The organism is Pseudomonas sp. PSE14, from assembly GCF_029203285.1.
GTDB lineage: Bacteria > Pseudomonadota > Gammaproteobacteria > Pseudomonadales > Pseudomonadaceae > Pseudomonas.
Map to the genome: position 1 here is coordinate 4,878,669 of NZ_CP115669.1, position 18,818 is coordinate 4,897,486.

The following is an 18,818-nucleotide window of genomic DNA, read 5'->3' on the forward strand; positions in this document are numbered from 1 at the left end:
ACGCCCCGGAGTAACACAATGACCACGCTTTTCGACCCTATCGTCATCGGTGACCTGGAACTGCCCAACCGCATCGTCATGGCCCCGCTGACCCGCTGCCGCGCCGACGAAGGCCGCGTGCCCAACGCGCTGATGGCCGAGTACTACACCCAGCGCGCCGACGCCGGCCTGATCCTCAGCGAGGCCACCTCGGTGACTCCGATGGGCGTGGGCTATCCCGACACTCCCGGCATCTGGTCGGACGACCAGGTGCGTGGCTGGAGCAACATCACCAAGGCCGTACACGCCAATGGCGGGCGCATCATGCTGCAGCTGTGGCACGTGGGCCGCATCTCCGACCCGCTGTACCTGAACGGTGAAACCCCGGTGGCGCCGAGTGCGCTCAAGCCGGCCGGCCACGTCAGCCTGGTGCGCCCGCTCAAGGAATTCGTCACCCCGCGCGCCCTGGAAACCGAAGAGATCGCCGATATCGTCGAGGCCTACCGCATCGGTGCCGAGAACGCCAAGGCCGCCGGTTTCGATGGCGTGGAAATCCACGGCGCCAATGGCTACCTGCTCGACCAGTTCCTGCAGAGCAGCACCAACCAGCGCACCGACCAGTACGGCGGCTCCATCGAGAATCGCGCGCGCCTGCTGCTGGAAGTCACCGACGCCGCCATCGAGGTATGGGGCGCCGGCCGCGTCGGCGTGCACCTGTCACCGCGCATGGACATCCACGACATGGGCGACGCCGACCCGCTGGGCACCTTCGGCTACGTGGCCCGCGAGCTGGGCAAGCGGGGCGTGGCGTTCATCTGCACCCGCGAGAAGGCCGCCGAGGACAGCATCGGCCCGAAGCTGAAGGAAATCTTCGGCGGCGTGTACATCGCCAACGAACGCTTCACCAAGGAAACCGCCACCCAGTGGCTGGAGAGCGGCAAGGCTGACGCGGTTGCCTTCGGCGTACCCTTCATCGCCAACCCGGACCTGGTGACCCGTCTGCAGAAAGACGCCGCCTGGAACGAGCCGCACCCGGAAACTTTCTACGCCAAGGGCCCGGTCGGCTATCTGGATTACCCGCGCCTGTAACGGCGGGCTCCAGCGCCAGTAAAAAGGGCGCCTTCGATTGAAGGCGCCCTTTTTCTTTCCGCGAGCCAAAAGGCGGGCATGACCTGTAGGAGCGAGCTTGCTCGCGAACACCCCCTACCCCGGTGCCGAGAGGTTCGCGAGCAAGCTCGCTCCTACAAAAGCGCGTCAGGTTCTGTGTCGGAGCTCGTCGCAGGATGGGATCACGAAGTCATCCAGCGTAAAGGGGCTGCAGCGTTGTGGCTGGCCAACCGATACTCCGTCGTCGCGCACCGCGCCGCCTCCGCGCAACCCTTGCAGCTCCCGCAGGCCGCCGACTCCGGCGCAACTTTTTCCACCACGCCCATCGCCAGCAGCCGCTCCAGCAGCGCTTCGAGCAGGGCCTTCGAGGCCCCGAGGCGCTGGGCCAGGGCCGGCGCATCCGCCTCGCCCATCTCACCCAGCAGGTTACGCACCGCGATTGCCGTGGCCATCAGTGGCAGCTCCCCGCCGGTGCAGCGTGCAATTCGCGCTCGCCGTCCAGCTCCAGGCCGCGCCGACCGACCCAGCGCAGGATCAGGAACAGCACCAGGTTGAACACCAGCACCACGCCGATCGTCACGGCGCTGTACTGCGGATGCTCGGCGAAGCTGAATACCTGATAGCAGAGGGTTGCCAGCGAATACGCGACGTTCAGCCCCCAGAGCACAGCGAAGGTCATCCAGCCGCGGCCGCTTTCGCGGGTCAGCGCGCCAAGGGTCGCCACGCAGGGCACGTAGAGCAGCACGAACACCAGGTAGCTGTAGGCGGCCAGCGGGCTGCCGAACTTGGCGGCGAAGGTGCCCATGGAGCCCTCCTCCATCTCGCCGTCGGCCATGCTCGCGGCCACCGGGTTGGCCAGCACGCTGAGGCTGAAGGCATCGCGCAGGCCATCCAGCGTATCCGCGCCGGCCTGTTTCAGTTGGCCCCAGAGATCGTACGCATCGGCATCGAAGGCCTCGCCCTGGATGTGTTCGGCGGTGTACAGGGTGTTCAGCGTGCCGACCACCACTTCCTTGGCCAGCGCGCCGGTCACCAGGCCGACAGTGGCCTGCCAGTTGTCCTCGTGCACGCCCATGGGTTTGAGCAGCGGCGTGACCTGGTGGCTGAGGCTGGAGAGCGCCGAGTCGGCGATGTCGCCCTGCACCGGGCGGCCGTCGAGGGTGACGCTGTTGAGCCCGCCGATCACCAGGCTGACCAGGATGATCACGGTGCCGGCACGGATCACGAAGGCGCGCAGGCGCATCCAGGTCTGCAGCAGCAGGCTGCGCAGGTGCGGCACGTGGTACAGCGGCAGTTCCATGACGAAGGGCGAGGCTTCGCCGCGCATCAGCGTGTGCTTGAGCAGCAGGCCGGTGAGTACCGCCACGACGATGCCCAGCAGATACAGCGAGAAGATCGCCAGCGCGCCGTTCTGGCCGAAGAAGGCCGCGGCGAACACGGCGAAGATCGCCAGCCGCGCACCGCAGGACATGAACGGGGCCATCATCGAGGTCATCAGGCGCTCGCGCGGGTTGTCCAGGGTGCGGGTGCCCATGATCGACGGCACATTGCAGCCGAAGCCGACAATCAGCGGCACGAAGGATTTGCCCGGCAGGCCGAGGGCCTGCATCAGGCGGTCCATGACAAAGGCCGCGCGGGCCATGTAGCCGGAGTCTTCGAGCAGGGCGAGGAACAGGTACATCAGGCCGATCTGCGGGATCAGCGGCAGCACCGCGTTGATGCCGCCGCCCAGCCCCTGGGCCAGCAGCGCGGTGAGCCAGTCCGGCGCGCCGCTGCGGGCGCCCAGCCACTGGATGCCATCGATGAACAGCGCCGAGGAGCCCTGGTCGAAGATCGGCTGCAGCGCACCGCCCAGGGTAATGGCGAAGAAGAACATCAGGTACATCACGAACAGGAACACCGGGATGCCCAGCCAGCGGTTCAGCGCGACGCGGTCCAGCGCCTGGGTCAGGCGATGTGGGGCGGCCTGTCGATGGTTGCTGGCACGCTCGCAGAGTTCGCCGATCAGCCGGTAGCGTGCATCCACCAGCAGCAGTTCCGGGTCTTCGCCGCAGGCGCAGCGGATTGCGTCACGCGCGGCCAACAGGCTCGCCGGGTCGAGCTTGAGCTGGCGGGCGCTGTGCAGGTCGCCCTCCAGCGCCAGCAGTGCCATCCAGGCCAGCGTTGGCGGCGCATCGGCGGGCAGCAGTTGGGTGACGGCGTTGCGCAGCGCGGCGGGATACGGCACCTGCAGCGGTGGCTGCGCAGTCACGGCATCGATAGCCTGCTTGAGCTCGTCAATGCCTTCGCCACGGGTCGAGACCAGTGGCACCACTGGGCAACCCAGCTCCCGCGCAAGTGCCTCGCGGTCGATGTTCAGGCCCTGGCTGCGGGCGATGTCGAGCATGTTCAACGCGACCACGCAGGGCAGTCCCATCTCGCGCAGCTGCACGGTGAGGTAAAGGTTGCGTTCCAGGTTGGTGGCGTCCACCACGTTGACCAGCACGTCCACCTCGCCATCGACGATGCAGCGCCGGGCGATCTGCTCGTCCAGCGAGGCTTGGGTGGACAGCGTGGTCAGCGAGTAGGTGCCGGGCAGGTCTACCAGGCGCACGTTGTGCCGCACGGTGCGGAAGCTGCCCTCCTTGCGTTCCACGGTGACGCCGGCCCAGTTGCCGACCCGCTGGCGGGTGCCGGTGAGCTGGTTGAACAGGGTGGTCTTGCCCGCATTGGGGTTGCCGATCAGGCCGATGCGCAGTTCATCCATGGGGGCTCAATCCTGCGGGGCGAGGTCGAGAAAGGCCAGGTCGCGGCGGCGCAGCACCAGGCTGCACTGGCGGGTATCCACCTGCACCGGATCGCCCAGCGGCGCCACGCGGCGCACGTGCAGCTCGGCGCCCGGCAACAGCCCCATGGCGAACAGACGCTGGCGGAAAGCCGCGCCGATTCCGGGACGGTATCCCGTGATGCGGTAGCGGCGATGCGCTTGAACAGGTTGCATGGGATGCCTCCGGGCAAAAGTGCCTGACAGGAAGAATCGGAATGACTCTCATTTGCCAGGCATTATTCGCCTCGTCCCCCTGTCGAAAACTGATCTGCGGCAAGACTTGCGGTCAGTACCCACAAGGAGGGATCGCACAAACGAAAAGCCCCCGCTCCGTAGGAGCGAGGGCCTGTGCGGTTGCGCGAGCGCCGAAGGTCAGCGCGTGCTGAGCTGCTGCTGGAGGTTCTGCACCTGCTGCTGCAGGGTGTTGATGTTGCGCATCACCTGGATGCGGAAGACATCGAACTCCTTGGTGTCGTTGCTGGCCTGGCCCTGGCGGCCATCGACCTCGGAACGCAGCACCAGCAGGTCGTCCTGGATGCTCTTGATCGCCTGGCTCTGGTTGCCTTGCTTCTTCAGGTTGGCGATCTCGGTGTTGAGCCCCTGGATCTGCTGGCTGGCCGCGGCAAGGTCGGCCTGTACGCTCTTGTACTTGGCCTGCTCGTCGGAGAGCGCCTTGAGCTTGCTGTCGAGCTGGGCGATCAGTTGCGCGGCGCTGTCCTGCTGGGCCTTGAAGTCAGCATTGAGCTGCGCCAGGCGCTTGCCCTGGGCGCCGTCGAACTCCGACAGCGAGGCCTGCTGCGCCTTGGCCTGCTCGGCCAGGCGGCCTTGCAGTTGCTTGACCTGCAGCTTCAGCGCCTCGCGGTCGCTGGTGCCGTTGGACTCATTGGCGACGAACTTGCCGCGGATGTCATCCAGGCGACCGGCGGCCTCTTCGCTGATCTTGGCGAAGCTCTCCTGCGTTGCGATCAGTTGCTGCTCCATCAGCAGCAGCTGTTGGTGGCTCCACCAGGCCACGCCGCCCAGGGCGATGGCCATGGCGGCGACCAGCGCCCACAGTGCCCCGGTGCTGCCGCCGCGCTTCGCCGGCTGGGGCAGCGGACGACCGTTGGGCTCGAACACACGGCGCGGGTGATGACCGAACTCGTCGCGGTCGGAGGCGTCGGTGGAGAGACTGGGCACATCATCGAATTCGTCGAACTGGTCGTTACGCATGGAGTGAACCTGTGGGGATAAAGCGGCGTGTTGCCTGCGCAACGCGCAGTATATCCGTTCAGGCACAGGCATGAGCAGCGTGCCATCACGGAGCGCGACGCACCGGGTCGGCGCACAGAAGACCCCGCAATGGGCGGTGCAGTTCCCCCGCGGCCCAGCGTTATTGGCCTTGCGACAGCGTGGCATGGCGCTTGCTCCCGCCCCAGACACTGGGCGCCGTCCGGGTGCCTTTCATGGGGGAGGACGTCGGGTGATCGAATTCAACAAGGCCATCCTGGACTGCATGCGCGAACTGCGCCGCCGGCTGCGCGCCGAACAGGGGTTGGATATCCACTTCCAGCAGAGCGACGCCATCGGTCGGATGCTGCACGCCTGCGCCGGCTCCGACCGGGAAGAAACCCGCCTGTTGGGCCTGCGGCTCGGCGAACTGAGCGGCGTGACGCTACCCCGCGTAGTGCAGGAGCCGAGCTTCCGGCCGACGCAGGCCGGTGAGCGCCAGTATTCAGGTCCGTTGCGGGGCGGTGCTCGTGTACCGCGCTAGGCGAGGAGTGCTCTCCTAGGAGCGGAGCTTCTCCGCGAACATCGGCGCGCGCCGGGCCCATTTGCGGACAAGCTCCGCTCCTACGAAACGCGCTCAAACACCGCGCAGCTTCCACCAGTCGCAGAACTCATCCAGCGCATCCCACAGGCTGGCTTGCGGGTCATAGTCGAGGTACTGGCGGGCGCGGGAGATATCCAGGGAGAAGTCCTTGGCCAGCACCGCCATGCTGAGGCGGTTCATCGTCGGCTCGGGGCGCCCCGGCAGTACCTTGCACACGCCTTCGTTGAGCAGCGCCAGCGTATAGGCCAACGGATAAGGCACGTGCTGCGTCACCGGCGACAGCTCCAGGCGGCGCATCACGTAGTTGACCACGTCCCATAGCGGCAGCGGCTGGCCGTTGCTGATGTTGTAGGCCTGGCCGAGCGCCGCGTCGTCCGCCATCAGGCTGGCGAACAGGGCGTCGTTGAGGTTCTGCACGCTGGTGAAGTCCGCCTTGTTCAGTCCCTGGCCGATGATCCGCAGGCGCCCCTTGCGGTGCATGGCGATCAGGCGCGGGAAGATACTGGTGTCGCCAGCGCCGGTGACGAAGCGCGGACGCAGCGCCAGCACTTCGAGGCCGAACTCCTGGGCGCCGAGGGCCACCAATTCCGACTGGTACTTGGTCGAGCCGTAGTGATTGGCGAAGCGCCTGGGCACCTGCTCTTCATTGATGCCGACATGGGACTGGCCGTCGAAGTAGATCGACGGCGACGACAGGTGCACCAGACGCCGCACCTTCTGCTTCAGGCAGGCCTCGACCACCGACTCGGTCATCACCACGTTGGCCTGGTGGAAATAGTCGTGGCTGCCCCACACGCCCACCGCACCGGCGCAATGCACCACGGCATCGACGTCGCTGCAAAGCGCACGCACCAGCGCCGGATCGGCCAGATCCCCTGCCATGAACTCAGCGCCGCGCGCCACCAATGGCTGCAACGCCTCGGCACGCCGTCCGTTCACCCGCACCGCCAACCCCTGCTCCAGGGCGAAACGGGCAAAGCGCCCGCCAATGAACCCGCTGGCTCCGGTGACCAGAATCTTCATGCACGCCACTCCTGTTCTTCTAATGCGGCGACTCTAGCAGTCGCCGCACCGCACTACCCTGGCCTTGTACGCCAGAAACGAGTCCTTGCAGACCGCACGGCCGCGTCAGGGTTGCACGACTTGCGGTCGGTGACTGCCAGGGGGCGATTGGAACTACGCTCTAGGGATCGGTTTTTTCAGCGAGAGCACAGCATGAGCAAGCCCCACTGGATGATCTATGGCGCCAACGGCTACACCGGCCGGCTGGTGGCCGAGCAGGCGCAACGCGAAGGCCTGACGCCGCTCCTGGGTGGACGCAACCCCGCCAGCCTGCATGCCCTGGGCAGCACGCTCGGCCTGGAATGCCGGGTCTTCGACCTGAACGACAGTGCCGCCACCCAGGCCGCACTGGCGGATGTCGCGGTGGTCGCCAACTGCGCCGGCCCCTTCTCCGCCACCGCCGCGCCAGTGATCGAGGCGTGCATCGCCAGTGGCACGCACTACGTGGACATCACCGGCGAGATTGCCGTCTTCGAGCACGCCCACGGCCTCGACGAGGTCGCCCGTGCGGCGAGCATCGCGCTCTGCCCCGGGGTGGGCTTCGACGTGATCCCCACCGACTGCGTGGCCGCCTGCCTGAAGGAGGCCATGCCGGAAGCGACTCACCTGGCCCTGGGCTTCGACAGCGGCAGCGGGCTGTCGCCGGGCACCGCCAAGACCACGGTGGAAGGCCTCAAGCTCGGCGGCAAGGTGCGCGAGGCCGGGCGCCTGCGCGACGTGCCGCTGGGCTACAAGCGCCGCGACATCGACTTCGGCCGTGGTCTCAAGCATGCCGTGACCATCCCCTGGGGCGACGTCGCGACGGCGTTCTTCTCCACCGGCATCGGCGACATCGAGGTCTATCTTCCGGTGCCGCCCGCCGCCGCCATCGGCATGCGCTTGATGGACAGCTTTCGCCCTCTGCTGGGCCGCGAGCGCGTGCAGGACTGGCTCAAGGAACAAGTGGAAAGGCGCGTCCACGGCCCCGACGAACTGGCCCGCAGCAAACTGCGCACCTGGGTCTGGGGCGAAGTACGCAATGCCCGTGGCGAGCGCCGCACCGCGCGACTGGAAACCGCCAACGGCTACGACGTGACCATTCACGGCGTGCTGTTCGCCGTCCGTCACCTGCTCGCCCAGCCCGAGTCCGCCGGCTACTTCACCCCGTCGCAGCTGTTCGGTGCGCGCTGCATCGAGCAACTGCCGGGCAGCAGCAGGATCGTCATTCGGGGCTGATCGGCACCAGCAGCCCCGGCGCCTTCGCCAGCAGGTGCCGGGTCAGGGCGGCGAGCAGTTCGCCGCCGTTGCGCCAGTGGTGCCAGTAGAGCGGCACGTCGATCACCCGGCCCGGCAGCATGTCCACCAGCTCACCGCGTTCCAGTTCGCCCATTACCTGCTGTTCTGGCACCAGGCCCCACCCCAGGCCGCCGCTGGTCATGCGCACGAAGCCTTCCGACGAGGGGCACAGGTGATAGCTGAAGTGGCCGTCGACACCCAGGGCCTGCAGGTAACGGTGCTGCAACTGGTCGTCCGGGCCATAGACGATGGCCGGAGCACGCACCAGGCCCGCCGGTGTCACGCCCTTTGGGAAGTGCCGGGCGACGAACTCGGGGCTGGCGAGGCCGCGATAACGCATCGCCCCCAGCACTTCGCTGCGCCCTCCGGCCACCGGGCGCGGGCTGGCGCAGACGCACCCGGCCACCTCGCCGGCGCGCATGCGCTTGAGGCCGACCTCCTGGTCCTCCACCACCAGGTCCAGCAGCACATGACGCTCGCTGCAGAAGTCACCCACCGCCTTCGCCCACCAGGTCGCCAGGCTGTCGGCATTCAACGCCAGGCGCAGGCGCTCAGGCGCCGCGCCGTCGTCCAGCGCCGGCACCCACTGCTGCAGGTCCCCCTCCAGCAAACGCACCTGCTGTACATGGTTGAGCAGACGCCGGCCCAGGTCGGTCGGCTGTGGCCGCGCCGCCCGCACCAGCACCGGCTGGCCGACCCGCGCTTCGAGCAGCTTGATGCGCTGGGAGATTGCCGACTGCGACAGCCCCAGTACCTGGGCGCCGCGCTCGAAGCCGCCCTGCTCCACCACGGCGGCCAGGGCGGCGAGCAGCTTGTAGTCGAACACGATCAGATTTCCTAATGAGATATCAGCAACATTGGTTTTTCTTATACAACCGAACACCCGACAATCGCCAGCAATCCCCCTTCTTCGATGGACGTTCCCATGGCTGGTGAAACCTCCCTGGCCGCGCTGCTGCGTGGCATGACCCCGGTACTCAACGACGGCGAGTACGTCTTCTGCACCCTGCCCGACGGCCGGATGCCCGCCGGCCTGCAGCCACTGGGCAGCTTCCGCGAGCGCGAAGGGCTGACACTGATCCTGTCGCGCGCCGAGGCCGAGAAGGCCGGGCTGGGCTTTGACTACGTCGCCGCCTGGCTGACCCTGGAAGTGCATTCCGCACTGCAGGCCGTCGGCCTCACCGCCGCCGTGGCGACCGCCCTGGCGAAGGCCGGGATCAGCTGCAACGTGATCGCCGCCTGGTACCACGACCACCTGTTCGTCGCCCACGCCGACGGCCCGCGCGCGCTGGACGTGCTGCGCGCCCTCGCCGCCAATCCCCCCGCTGTCGATAAAAAAGAAGAGGTCTGACGCCATGTGGCAGAGCTACCTGAACGGCCTGCTGGTCGCCGCCGGCCTGATCATCGCCATCGGCGCGCAGAACGCCTTCGTCCTCGCCCAGAGCCTGCGCCGCGAACACCACCTGTCGGTGGCGGCACTGTGCGTGCTGTGCGACGCCATCCTGGTCAGCGCCGGGGTGTTCGGCCTGGCCAAGGTCCTCGCCGAGAATCCCACGCTGCTGGCCATCGCCCGCTGGGGCGGCGTCGCCTTTCTGACCTGGTATGGCGTGAAGGCGCTGCGCCGGGCCATCTCGCCCGAAGCCATGGCCGACGCCGGAGAGACCGGCCCGCGCTCACGCCGTACCGTGCTGATGGCAGCGCTGGCGGTGACGCTGCTCAACCCTCATGTCTACCTCGACACCGTGCTGCTGATCGGCTCCCTCGGCGCCCAGCAGGCGGCGCCCGGTGCCTACGCCATGGGCGCGGCCAGCGCCTCGCTGCTGTGGTTCTTCACCCTGGCCCTGGGCGCCGCCTGGCTCGCTCCCTGGCTGGCGAGGCCGACCACCTGGCGCCTGGTGGACCTGATGGTGGCGGTGATGATGCTGGGCATGGCGGCGCAGCTGGTATTCGCCCGCTGACGATAAAAAGTCCGAACGACGATCCGTCATCCCGGTCGGAGCATAGTGAGAAGCGCGCACCGGCGCGGCCTCTGCCGCATGGCCTTTGACCCTACAGATGCTGCGTGGATATGCCACAGGTCGGGTGCTATGATCCGACCTTCGCGGCGCCGGCGGGCTCAGCCCTCCGGACGCAACTGGCGCGCTGTCCTGGTCCCTTGCGGACGCATTGCAGCTACGCCCGGATGCCGCGACCCATACTTCAACCGGCCCCGTGTACCGGTCGCGCGTTCGCCGCGCTAGCCCAGACTGAGTGAGATAGGAGAGACACCATGGCTTTCGAATTGCCGCCGCTGCCTTACGCGAAGAATGCCCTTGAGCCGCACATTTCCGCGGAAACCCTGGAATACCACCACGACAAGCACCACAACACCTACGTCGTGAACCTGAACAACCTGGTTCCGGGCACCGAGTTCGAAGGCAAGAGCCTGGAAGACATCGTCAAGACCTCTTCGGGCGGCATCTTCAACAACGCAGCCCAGGTGTGGAACCACACCTTCTACTGGAACTGCCTGAGCCCCAACGGCGGTGGCCAGCCCACCGGCGCCCTGGCTGACGCCATCAACGCTGCCTTCGGTTCCTTCGACAAGTTCAAGGAAGAGTTCAGCAAGACCTCCATCGGCACCTTCGGCTCCGGCTGGGGCTGGCTGGTGAAGAAGGCCGACGGCTCCCTGGCCCTGGCCAGCACCATCGGCGCCGGCTGCCCGCTGACCAGCGGCGACACCCCGCTGCTGACCTGCGACGTGTGGGAACACGCCTACTACATCGACTACCGCAACCTGCGTCCGAAGTACGTGGAAGCGTTCTGGAACCTGGTGAACTGGGACTTCGTAGCGAAGAACTTCGCTGCCTGATTCCCCCCAGCGTGACCCTGGAAACCCGGCCTTGTGCCGGGTTTCTTCGTTCTGTGCGCGCAAGAGCGGCGGGTCGGCTAACCTGAAAAGTCTAGGCTGTCAAAAATGCAACGATGGCCCTTTGACGCCATAGCGCCAATTGCCAATACTCAGACCAGTATTTCGCCCCAGGCGATGAACAAGGAAAGCCCCTTGAAACTGGACCCCCGGCACAGCCTCTCCCTCAAGCTGCTGCGAATGGTGTTACTCGCGGCCCTCGTGGTCGGGGTTGTGCTCAGCTGTGCCCAGATCGTTTTCGATGCACACAAGGCCCGGCAAGCCGTATACAACGACGCCCAGCGCATCCTGGCGATGGTCCGCGACCCCTCCACCCAGGCGGTCTACAGCCTGGACCGCGACATGGCGATGCAGGTCCTCGAAGGGCTGTTCCAGCACGAGGCCGTGCGCTATGCCGCCATCGGCCATCCCGACGAGCCCATGCTGGCGGAGAAATCCCGCCCGCTGCTGGAATCCCCCACCCGCTGGCTGACCGACCCGATCCTGGGCGCCGAGCAGAACTACGCCATCCGCCTGGCCGGCCGCGGCGGCTCCAACGAATACTACGGCGACCTGAAGATCACCCTCGACACCGCGCCCTACGGTGAGGACTTCGTCACCACCTCGGGGATCATCTTCCTCTCCGGCCTGCTGCGCGCCCTGGCCATGGGCCTGGTGCTGTTCATGGTCTACCAGTGGATGCTGACCAAGCCACTGTCGAAGATCATCGAGCACCTCGCCGCGATCAACCCCGACCGCCCCAGCCAGCACAAGCTGCCGATGCCCCACGGCCACGAAACGGACGAACTGGGCCTGTGGGTCAACACCGCCAACCAGTTGCTCGCCTCCATCGAGCGCAACGGACATCTGCGCCGCGAGGCCGAAGACAGCCTGCTGCGCATCTCCCAGTACGACTTCCTCACCGGCCTGCCCAACCGAAAGCTGCTGCAGCAGCGCCTGGACCAGATTCTCGAGAGCGCCTCGCGCCAGCAGCGGCGCGTCGCTGTGCTGTGCCTTGGGCTGGATGACTTCAAGGGCATCAACGAGCAGTACAGCTACCAGTTCGGCGACCAGTTGCTGATCGCCCTCTCCGACCGCCTGCGCACCCGCAGCGCGCACCTGGGCGCCCTGGCGCGGCTGGGCGGCGACCAGTTCGCCCTGGTCCAGGCCGACATCGAACAGCCCTACGAAGCCGCCGAGCTGGCCCAGCAGATCCTCGACGACCTGGAAGCCCCCTTCGAGCTGGACCAGCACCTGGTGCACCTGCGCGCCACCATCGGCATCACCCTGTTCCCCGAGGACGGCGAGACCACCGAGAAGCTGCTGCAGAAGGCCGAGCAGACCATGACCCTGGCCAAGAGCCGCTCGCGCAACCGCTACCAGTTCTACATCGCCAGCGTCGACAGCGAGATGCGCCGCCGCCGCGAACTGGAGAAGGACCTGCGCGACGCCCTCGCGCGCAACGAGCTGCACCTGGTCTACCAGCCGCAGGTGGACTACCGCGATCACCGCGTGGTCGGCGTCGAAGCGCTGCTGCGCTGGCAGCACCCAGCCCAGGGCTGGGTGGCGCCGGACCTGTTCATTCCCCTGGCGGAGCAGAACGGCAGCATCTTCAGCATCGGCGAATGGGTGCTCGACCAGGCCTGCCGGCAACTGCGCGAATGGCACGACCAGGGTTTCGACGACCTGCGCCTGGCGGTCAACCTGTCCACCGTGCAACTGCGCCACAACGCCCTGCCGCGGGTGGTCAGCAACCTGTTGCAGATGCACCGCCTGCCACCGCGCTCGCTGGAGCTGGAGATCACCGAGACCGGCCTGATGGAGGACATCTCCACCGCCGCCCAGCACCTGCTCAGCCTGCGCCGCGCCGGCGCCCTGATCGCCATCGACGACTTCGGCACCGGCTACTCCTCACTGAGCTACCTGAAGAGCCTGCCGCTGGACAAGATCAAGATCGACAAGAGCTTCGTCCAGGACCTGCTGCTGGACGACGACGACGCCACCATCGTTCGCGCCATCATCCAGCTGGGCAAGAGCCTGGGCATGCAGGTAATCGCCGAGGGCGTGGAGACGGTCGAGCAGGAGACCTACATCATCGCCCAGGGCTGCCACGAGGGTCAGGGCTACCTGTACAGCAAGCCGCTGCCGGCGCGCGAACTGACCCTCTACCTCAAGCAGGCCAGGCGCCTGGCCGAAGTGGCCGGCGGCGGTTCGAACGGCTCGGTCGAGCGGCACTGACATGCCGTAGGGCGTACAACCGTTCGCGGTTGTACGCTGTTACACCTCACTCCATCGGCTGGCTCCCAGGCCGAGTTCGGAGTGTCCGGAGATCAAGGCCAAGCGGCGTATAACGCGGTGCGTTATACGCCCTACCCTCCTCGCGGCACTGGCGCGAAGCTGTTCGCGAGCAAGAACCAAGGGTCCCCCTCGCTCCTGCGAACAGCGAAAAGCCCCCGCAACGCGAGATCCACCGCCCTGCTGGCGACCTGCTGGCCACTCTCCGAGAAAGCTCGTTCGAACACTCTTTTCAAAAATGCAAATCTTTCGCATTATGTTGCCGTTTTTCTTGCGCAGTTCGATCTCGTGCGCCTCCTACACCTCAAAGGAACCCGTCATGACACGTATGCCCTGGGCCACTGCCAGCCTGCTCGCCATCGCCATTTCCCTCGCCGGCTGTGGCGATGACAAGAAAGCCGAAGCCCCTGCGAACCAGGCCGCTACCCCGGCAGCCAGCACCCAGAGCAACGCCCCGGCGGCAGCCAAGGTCGACGAGGCCGCGGTCAAGGCCGTAGTGAAGAACTACGCCGACATCGCCGAAGCCACCTTCGGTGACGCCCTGACCACCGCCAAGGCCCTGCAGACCGCCGTCGATGCGCTGATCGCCAAGCCCAGCGAAGCCAACCTGAAAGCCGCCCGCGAAGCGTGGCTGGCCGCGCGCAAGCCCTACTCGCAGAGCGAAGGCTTCCGCTTCGGCAACGCCGTGGTCGACGATTGGGAAGGCGCGGTCAACGCCTGGCCGCTGGACGAAGGCCTGATCGACTACGTCGCCAAGGACTACCAGCACGCCGAAGGCAACGCCGGCGCCACCGCCAACATCATCGCCAACACCGAGATCCAGGTCGGCGAAGACAAGATCGACGTGAAGGAAATCACCGGCGAGAAGCTGCTGAGCCTGAACGAACTGGGCGGCTCCGAAGCCAACGTCGCCACCGGCTACCACGCCATCGAGTTCCTGCTCTGGGGCCAGGACCTGAACGGCACCAAGCCGGGCGCGGGTGATCGCAAGTACACCGACTACGCCCAGGGCAAGGACTGCACCAACGGTCACTGCGACCGTCGCGCCGCCTACCTGAAGGCCGTCACCGACCTGCTGGTGGCCCAGATGGAAGAGATGGTCGGCAACTGGAAAGCCGGCGTGGCCGACAACTACCGCGCCAAGCTGGAGGCCGACAGCGCCGACAACAACCTGCGCAAGATGTTCTTCGGCCTGGGCAGCCTGTCCCTGGGCGAGCTGGCCGGCGAGCGCATGAAGGTCGCCCTGGAAGCCAACTCCACCGAAGACGAGCACGACTGCTTCAGCGACGACACCCACCACACCCTGTTCTTCGATGCCAAGGGCATCCGCAACATCTACACCGGCGAGTACAAGCGTGTAGACGGCAGCGTGGTGAAAGGCCCGAGCCTGTCCGACCTGGTGGCCAAGGCCAACGCCCAGGCCGACAGCGAGCTGAAGGCCGACCTGGAAGGTACCGAAGCGAAGATGCAGGCCATCGTCGACCGTGCCGAGAAGGACGGTGTGCACTTCGACCAGATGATCGCTCCGGACGCCAAGGACGATCAGCAGAAGATCCGCGACGCCATCGCCTCGCTGGTGAAGCAGACCGGCGCCATCGAGAAGGCTGCTGCCGCCGTCGGCGTGCAGGACCTGAAGCCGGATACCGCCGATCACCAGTTCTGATCCAGGCATTCCGGTGCTGCGGCTCCACGCCGCAGTGCCGGTCCGGTCCCGACAAAGCCCCGCAGTGCGGGGCTTTGTCATTTTCGCAGCGGGCCAAGGTCGATTCTTAAATACAAATTTCTCAGATTTGCATTTGGCTCCCCTGATAAGATGGAGAGCTGCATTTTCAAGCCTTGGAACTGAAGTCGATGCTCCACCGCCGCGCCGTTCTGCTCGTACCGATGCTTTGCGTCCTCGCCCTTGCCGCCTGCAAGCCGGAGACCTCCCGGCACGCCGTGGCCGAGCCGGGAGAAGCGCTTTCCGGCGGCGCCACCACGGTCGGCCAGAGCGACCGCAACGCCTACTCGATGCCCTCGGCCAACCTCACGCCGAGCCGCCGCCTGGACTTCAGCGTCGGCAACAGCTTCTTCCGCAACCCCTGGGTGATCGCCCCGTCCACCACCACCGCGCGTGACGGCCTGGGCCCGCTGTTCAACACCAACGCCTGCCAGAACTGCCACATCAAGGACGGCCGCGGCCATCCGCCAGAGCCCAATGACGTCAACGCCGTCTCCATGCTGGTGCGCCTGTCGATTCCGGCCGGCCCGGAAGATGCGCGCACGCTCAAGCGCCTGGGCGTGGTGCCCGAGCCGGTGTATGGCGGCCAACTGCAGGATTCGGCCATCCCCGGCGTGGCGCCCGAAGGCAAGGTACGGGTGGACTACGAGCCGGTGCCGGTGCGCTTCAAGGACGGCACCGTGGTCGAGCTGCGCAAGCCTACCCTGCGCATCAGCAATCTCGGCTATGGCCCGATGCAGGCCAACACCCAGTTCTCCGCACGCATCGCCCCGCCGATGATCGGCCTGGGCCTGCTCGAATCGATCCGCGAGGAGGACATCCTCGCCAACGCCGACCCGGACGACCGCAACGGCGACGGCATTCGTGGCCGCGCCAACCAGGTCTGGGATGATGCGCGCCACGAGACCGTACTCGGCCGCTTCGGCTGGAAGGCCGGTCAGCCCAACGTCGCCCAGCAGAACGCCCACGCCTTCTCCGGCGACATGGGCCTGACCAGCGACCTGCTGCCCACCGACGACTGTACCGACGCCCAGGTCGACTGCCGCAACGCCATCGACGGCGGCAAGCCGGAAGTCAGCCAGCACATCTTCGACCAGGTCGCCTTCTATGCCCGCAACCTCGCGGTGCCGGCGCGGCGCAAGGTCGACGACCCGCAGGTGCTGACCGGCAAGGGCCTGTTCGTCGACAGCGGCTGCAGCAGCTGCCACACGCCGAAATTCACCACCGGCCCCAATGCCGCAGAACCCGAACTGGCCAACCAGGTCATCCGCCCCTACAGCGACTTGCTGCTGCATGACATGGGTGATGGACTCGCGGACAATCGCCCGGAATTTCTCGCCAGCGGACGCGACTGGCGCACGCCGCCGCTGTGGGGCATCGGCCTGACCGAGACGGTCAACGGCCATACCCAGTTCCTCCATGACGGCCGTGCCCGCAACCTGCTCGAAGCCGTGCTCTGGCACGGTGGCGAAGCCGAAGCGGCCAAGCAGCGCGTACTGACTTTCAACGCCGAGCAGCGCAATGCCCTGCTGGCGTTCCTGAACTCACTCTAAGGAGCCGAGCCCACCATGTTCCGCCCCCGTCTACTGATCACCAGCCTCGCCATCGCGCTGGGTGCCTGCTCGCCCACCGACCCGCAGGCCACCACCAGCGCCACGCTGGCCCAACAGGTGATCCTGCCGACCTACAGCCGCTGGGTGGACGCCGACCGCGCCCTGGCCGCCAGCGCCCTGGCCTACTGCCAGGGCAAGGAAGACCTGGCCAAAGCCCGCGCCGACTACATGGCCGCGCAAAAGGCCTGGGCCGAGCTGCAGCCGCTGCTGGTCGGCCCGCTGGCCGAGGGCAACCGCGCCTGGCAGGTGCAATTCTGGCCGGACAAGAAGAACCTGGTCGCCCGCCAGGTCGAGCAGTTGCTGGGCAGCGGCAACCCGATCACCCCGGCGACCCTGGATAAATCCAGCGTCGTGGTGCAAGGCCTGACCGCCTACGAATACATCCTCTTCGACGCCAGGATCGACTTGGCCAACGCCGAGACCAAGGCGCGCTACTGCCCGCTGCTGGAAGCCATCGGCACGCACCAACAGGCCCTGGCGGAAGGCATCCTGGCGCAGTGGAAGCAGGACGGCGGCATGCTCGCCCAACTCTCCAAGTTCCCCAACGACCGTTACGCCGATGCCCACGAGGCCATCGCCGAACTGCTGCGCGTGCAGGTCACCGCACTGGACATGCTGAAGAAGAAACTCGGCACCCCGCTGGGCCGCCAGAGCAAGGGCATCCCGCAGCCGTTCCAGGCCGAGGGCTGGCGCAGCGACGCCTCCCTGGCAAGCCTGGATGCCAGCCTGACCGGCGCCCAGGCGCTGTGGAACGGCACCGACAACAAGGGCCTGCGCGCCCTGCTGCCGGCCGAGCAGAAAGAGCTGGCGGGCAAGATCGACGCCGCCTACGCCGACACCCACGGCAAGCTGAAGGCGATCGACAAGCCGCTCAGCGACCTGCTCAAGGACGAAGCCGGCCTCAAGCAGCTGAACGAGTTGTACGACAGCCTCAATGCCGTCCACCGCCTGCATGAGAGCGACCTCGCGAAGGCCCTGGGCGTGCAACTCGGCTTCAACGCCAACGACGGCGATTGATCGGCTGCGCGTCGGCCAGATCAAGGCGAATGAATGAAAGAGGTGAACGCCATGTTGCGACGTCACGTGCTCGGCCTGGGCAGCCTGCTGCTCGGCGCCCTGACCTTCGGCGGCTGGACGCTGTCACGCAAGGGCAAGGAGCCCCTGCTGCTGTCCGCCCGTGACGACGCGGATGGCAAGCATTACGCGGTGGGCTATCGCCTGGATGGCAGCCGCGTGTTCGCCACGCAGGTGGGGCTGCGCTGCCACGACATCGTCCAGCATCCCAGCCTGCCGCTGGCGCTGTTCGTCGCCCGCCGGCCGGGCCGACAGAGCTACCTGATCCATCTGGACGACGGCCGCCTGCTGCAGACTCTCGACTCCCAAGCCGACCGCCACTTCTACGGCCACGGCGTCTGGCACAAGGACGGCGAGTGGCTCTACGCCACCGAGAACGACACCACCGATCCGGGCCGTGGCATGCTCGGCGTGTACCGTTTCGACGGCGAGCGCCTCACGCACACCGGCGAAGTCTCCACCCACGGTCTCGGCCCGCACCAGGTGTCCTGGATGCCCGACGGTGAAACCCTGGTGGTGGCCAACGGCGGCATCCGCACCGAAGCCGAAAGCCGCGTGGAGATGAACCTCGACGCCATGGAACCGAGCCTGGTGCTGATGCGCCGCGATGGCTCGCTGATCTCCAAGGAAACCCTGGCGCAGCAGATGAACAGCGTGCGCCACTTGGCCATCGCCGCCGACGGCACCATCGTCGCCGGCCAGCAGTACATGGGCGACAGCCATGACCACGCCGACCTTCTCGCCATCAAGCGCCCCGGCGAGGCCTTCCAGCCCTTCCCGCTGAACGACGAACAACGCCTGGCGATGACCCAGTACACCGCCAGCGTCGCCATCCACAGCGACCTGCGACTGGTAGCGCTGACCGCACCGCGCGGCAACCGCTTCTTCATCTGGGACCTGGATACCGGCGAAGTACGGCTGGATGCGCCGCTGCCCGATTGCGCCGGCGTCGGCGCAGTGAAGGACGGCTTCGTCGTCACCTCCGGGCAAGGCCGCTGCCGAGTCTATGACTGCCGTGGCGAGCGCATCGCCGGCACCCCGCTGGAACTGCCGCCCGCATTCTGGGACAACCACCTGCACCTGGCCTGAGCGCCCGTCCCAGACGCTCCGCCGCACGATCACCATTCGTCTGCCCGCGCTAAGGAAGGCACGGGCGTTGCCGATTCAAGGGACTGACCGATATCCCT

At 66.7% G+C, this 18,818-nt stretch carries 17 protein-coding genes; 11 read left to right on the forward strand and 6 right to left on the reverse strand.

Annotation, left to right across the window (positions count from 1 at the left end):
- The first annotated feature begins 18 nt into the window (after positions 1-18).
- Positions 19-1,068 (forward strand): alkene reductase, encoded by a 1,050-nt coding sequence (locus O6P39_RS22365; protein ID WP_275608603.1) that lies wholly within the window; start codon positions 19-21, stop codon positions 1,066-1,068.
- A gap of 200 nt (positions 1,069-1,268) precedes the next feature.
- Here the strand turns inward: O6P39_RS22365 and O6P39_RS22370 are convergent, their stop codons facing one another.
- The 4 genes from O6P39_RS22370 to O6P39_RS22385 form a co-directional block, all read right to left on the reverse strand.
- On the reverse strand, positions 1,269-1,538 hold the full coding sequence (locus O6P39_RS22370; protein ID WP_275608604.1) for a FeoC-like transcriptional regulator: 270 nt from the start codon (positions 1,536-1,538) through the stop codon (positions 1,269-1,271).
- Positions 1,538-3,832 carry a Fe(2+) transporter permease subunit FeoB gene (gene feoB, locus O6P39_RS22375; protein WP_275608605.1) on the reverse strand — a complete coding sequence of 765 codons (2,295 nt, stop codon included), beginning with the start codon at positions 3,830-3,832 and terminating at the stop codon, positions 1,538-1,540. The genes O6P39_RS22370 and feoB overlap by 1 nt, the downstream gene beginning before the upstream one ends.
- Before the next feature lie 6 nt (positions 3,833-3,838).
- Positions 3,839-4,066, reverse strand: coding sequence for a ferrous iron transporter A (gene feoA / locus O6P39_RS22380; RefSeq protein WP_275608606.1), 228 nt, complete (start codon positions 4,064-4,066; stop codon positions 3,839-3,841).
- Positions 4,067-4,264: 198 nt separating this feature from the next.
- Positions 4,265-5,104 carry an ATPase gene (locus O6P39_RS22385; protein WP_275608607.1) on the reverse strand — a complete coding sequence of 280 codons (840 nt, stop codon included), beginning with the start codon at positions 5,102-5,104 and terminating at the stop codon, positions 4,265-4,267.
- A 253-nt stretch (positions 5,105-5,357) separates the two neighbouring features.
- Here O6P39_RS22385 and O6P39_RS22390 point away from each other — a divergent pair, with 253 nt between their 5' ends.
- Positions 5,358-5,645 carry a hypothetical protein gene (locus O6P39_RS22390; RefSeq protein WP_275612009.1) on the forward strand — a complete coding sequence of 96 codons (288 nt, stop codon included), beginning with the start codon at positions 5,358-5,360 and terminating at the stop codon, positions 5,643-5,645.
- Between the two features lie 93 nt (positions 5,646-5,738).
- On the opposite strand, the gene O6P39_RS22395 is transcribed toward O6P39_RS22390, so the two are convergent.
- Positions 5,739-6,728 (reverse strand): NAD(P)-dependent oxidoreductase, encoded by a 990-nt coding sequence (locus tag O6P39_RS22395; RefSeq protein ID WP_275608608.1) that lies wholly within the window; start codon positions 6,726-6,728, stop codon positions 5,739-5,741.
- 192 nt (positions 6,729-6,920) lie between these two features.
- Between O6P39_RS22395 and O6P39_RS22400 the strand changes: the two genes are divergently transcribed.
- A complete protein-coding gene (locus O6P39_RS22400; RefSeq protein ID WP_275608609.1) occupies positions 6,921-7,982 on the forward strand; it encodes a saccharopine dehydrogenase NADP-binding domain-containing protein in 1,062 nt (353 codons plus the stop codon).
- On the opposite strand, the gene O6P39_RS22405 is transcribed toward O6P39_RS22400, so the two are convergent.
- Positions 7,969-8,874, reverse strand: coding sequence for a LysR family transcriptional regulator ArgP (locus tag O6P39_RS22405; RefSeq protein ID WP_275612010.1), 906 nt, complete (start codon positions 8,872-8,874; stop codon positions 7,969-7,971). The two genes, O6P39_RS22400 and O6P39_RS22405, sit on opposite strands and share 14 nt — an antisense overlap.
- Positions 8,875-8,967: 93 nt before the next feature.
- Between O6P39_RS22405 and O6P39_RS22410 the strand changes: the two genes are divergently transcribed.
- From O6P39_RS22410 to O6P39_RS22445, 8 genes are all read left to right on the forward strand, one after another.
- Positions 8,968-9,393, forward strand: a complete 426-nt coding sequence (locus O6P39_RS22410) for an ACT domain-containing protein (RefSeq protein ID WP_275608610.1) — start codon at positions 8,968-8,970, stop codon at positions 9,391-9,393.
- A 4-nt stretch (positions 9,394-9,397) separates the two neighbouring features.
- Positions 9,398-10,000 (forward strand): LysE/ArgO family amino acid transporter, encoded by a 603-nt coding sequence (locus O6P39_RS22415; protein WP_275608611.1) that lies wholly within the window; start codon positions 9,398-9,400, stop codon positions 9,998-10,000.
- 311 nt (positions 10,001-10,311) lie between these two features.
- A complete protein-coding gene (gene sodB, locus O6P39_RS22420) occupies positions 10,312-10,893 on the forward strand; it encodes a superoxide dismutase [Fe] (protein ID WP_152225940.1) in 582 nt (193 codons plus the stop codon).
- Between the two features lie 192 nt (positions 10,894-11,085).
- Complete coding sequence (locus O6P39_RS22425; RefSeq protein WP_275608612.1) at positions 11,086-13,167, forward strand: GGDEF domain-containing phosphodiesterase; 2,082 nt, start codon at positions 11,086-11,088, stop codon at positions 13,165-13,167.
- Positions 13,168-13,543: 376 nt separating this feature from the next.
- A complete protein-coding gene (locus O6P39_RS22430; protein ID WP_275608613.1) occupies positions 13,544-14,887 on the forward strand; it encodes an imelysin family protein in 1,344 nt (447 codons plus the stop codon).
- 221 nt (positions 14,888-15,108) lie between these two features.
- Complete coding sequence (locus O6P39_RS22435) at positions 15,109-16,497, forward strand: di-heme oxidoredictase family protein (protein ID WP_275612011.1); 1,389 nt, start codon at positions 15,109-15,111, stop codon at positions 16,495-16,497.
- 15 nt (positions 16,498-16,512) lie between these two features.
- Positions 16,513-17,574, forward strand: a complete 1,062-nt coding sequence (locus O6P39_RS22440) for an imelysin family protein (RefSeq protein WP_275608614.1) — start codon at positions 16,513-16,515, stop codon at positions 17,572-17,574.
- A 51-nt stretch (positions 17,575-17,625) separates the two neighbouring features.
- Positions 17,626-18,720 (forward strand): DUF1513 domain-containing protein, encoded by a 1,095-nt coding sequence (locus tag O6P39_RS22445; RefSeq protein ID WP_275608615.1) that lies wholly within the window; start codon positions 17,626-17,628, stop codon positions 18,718-18,720.
- The last annotated feature ends 98 nt before the right edge of the window (positions 18,721-18,818 follow it).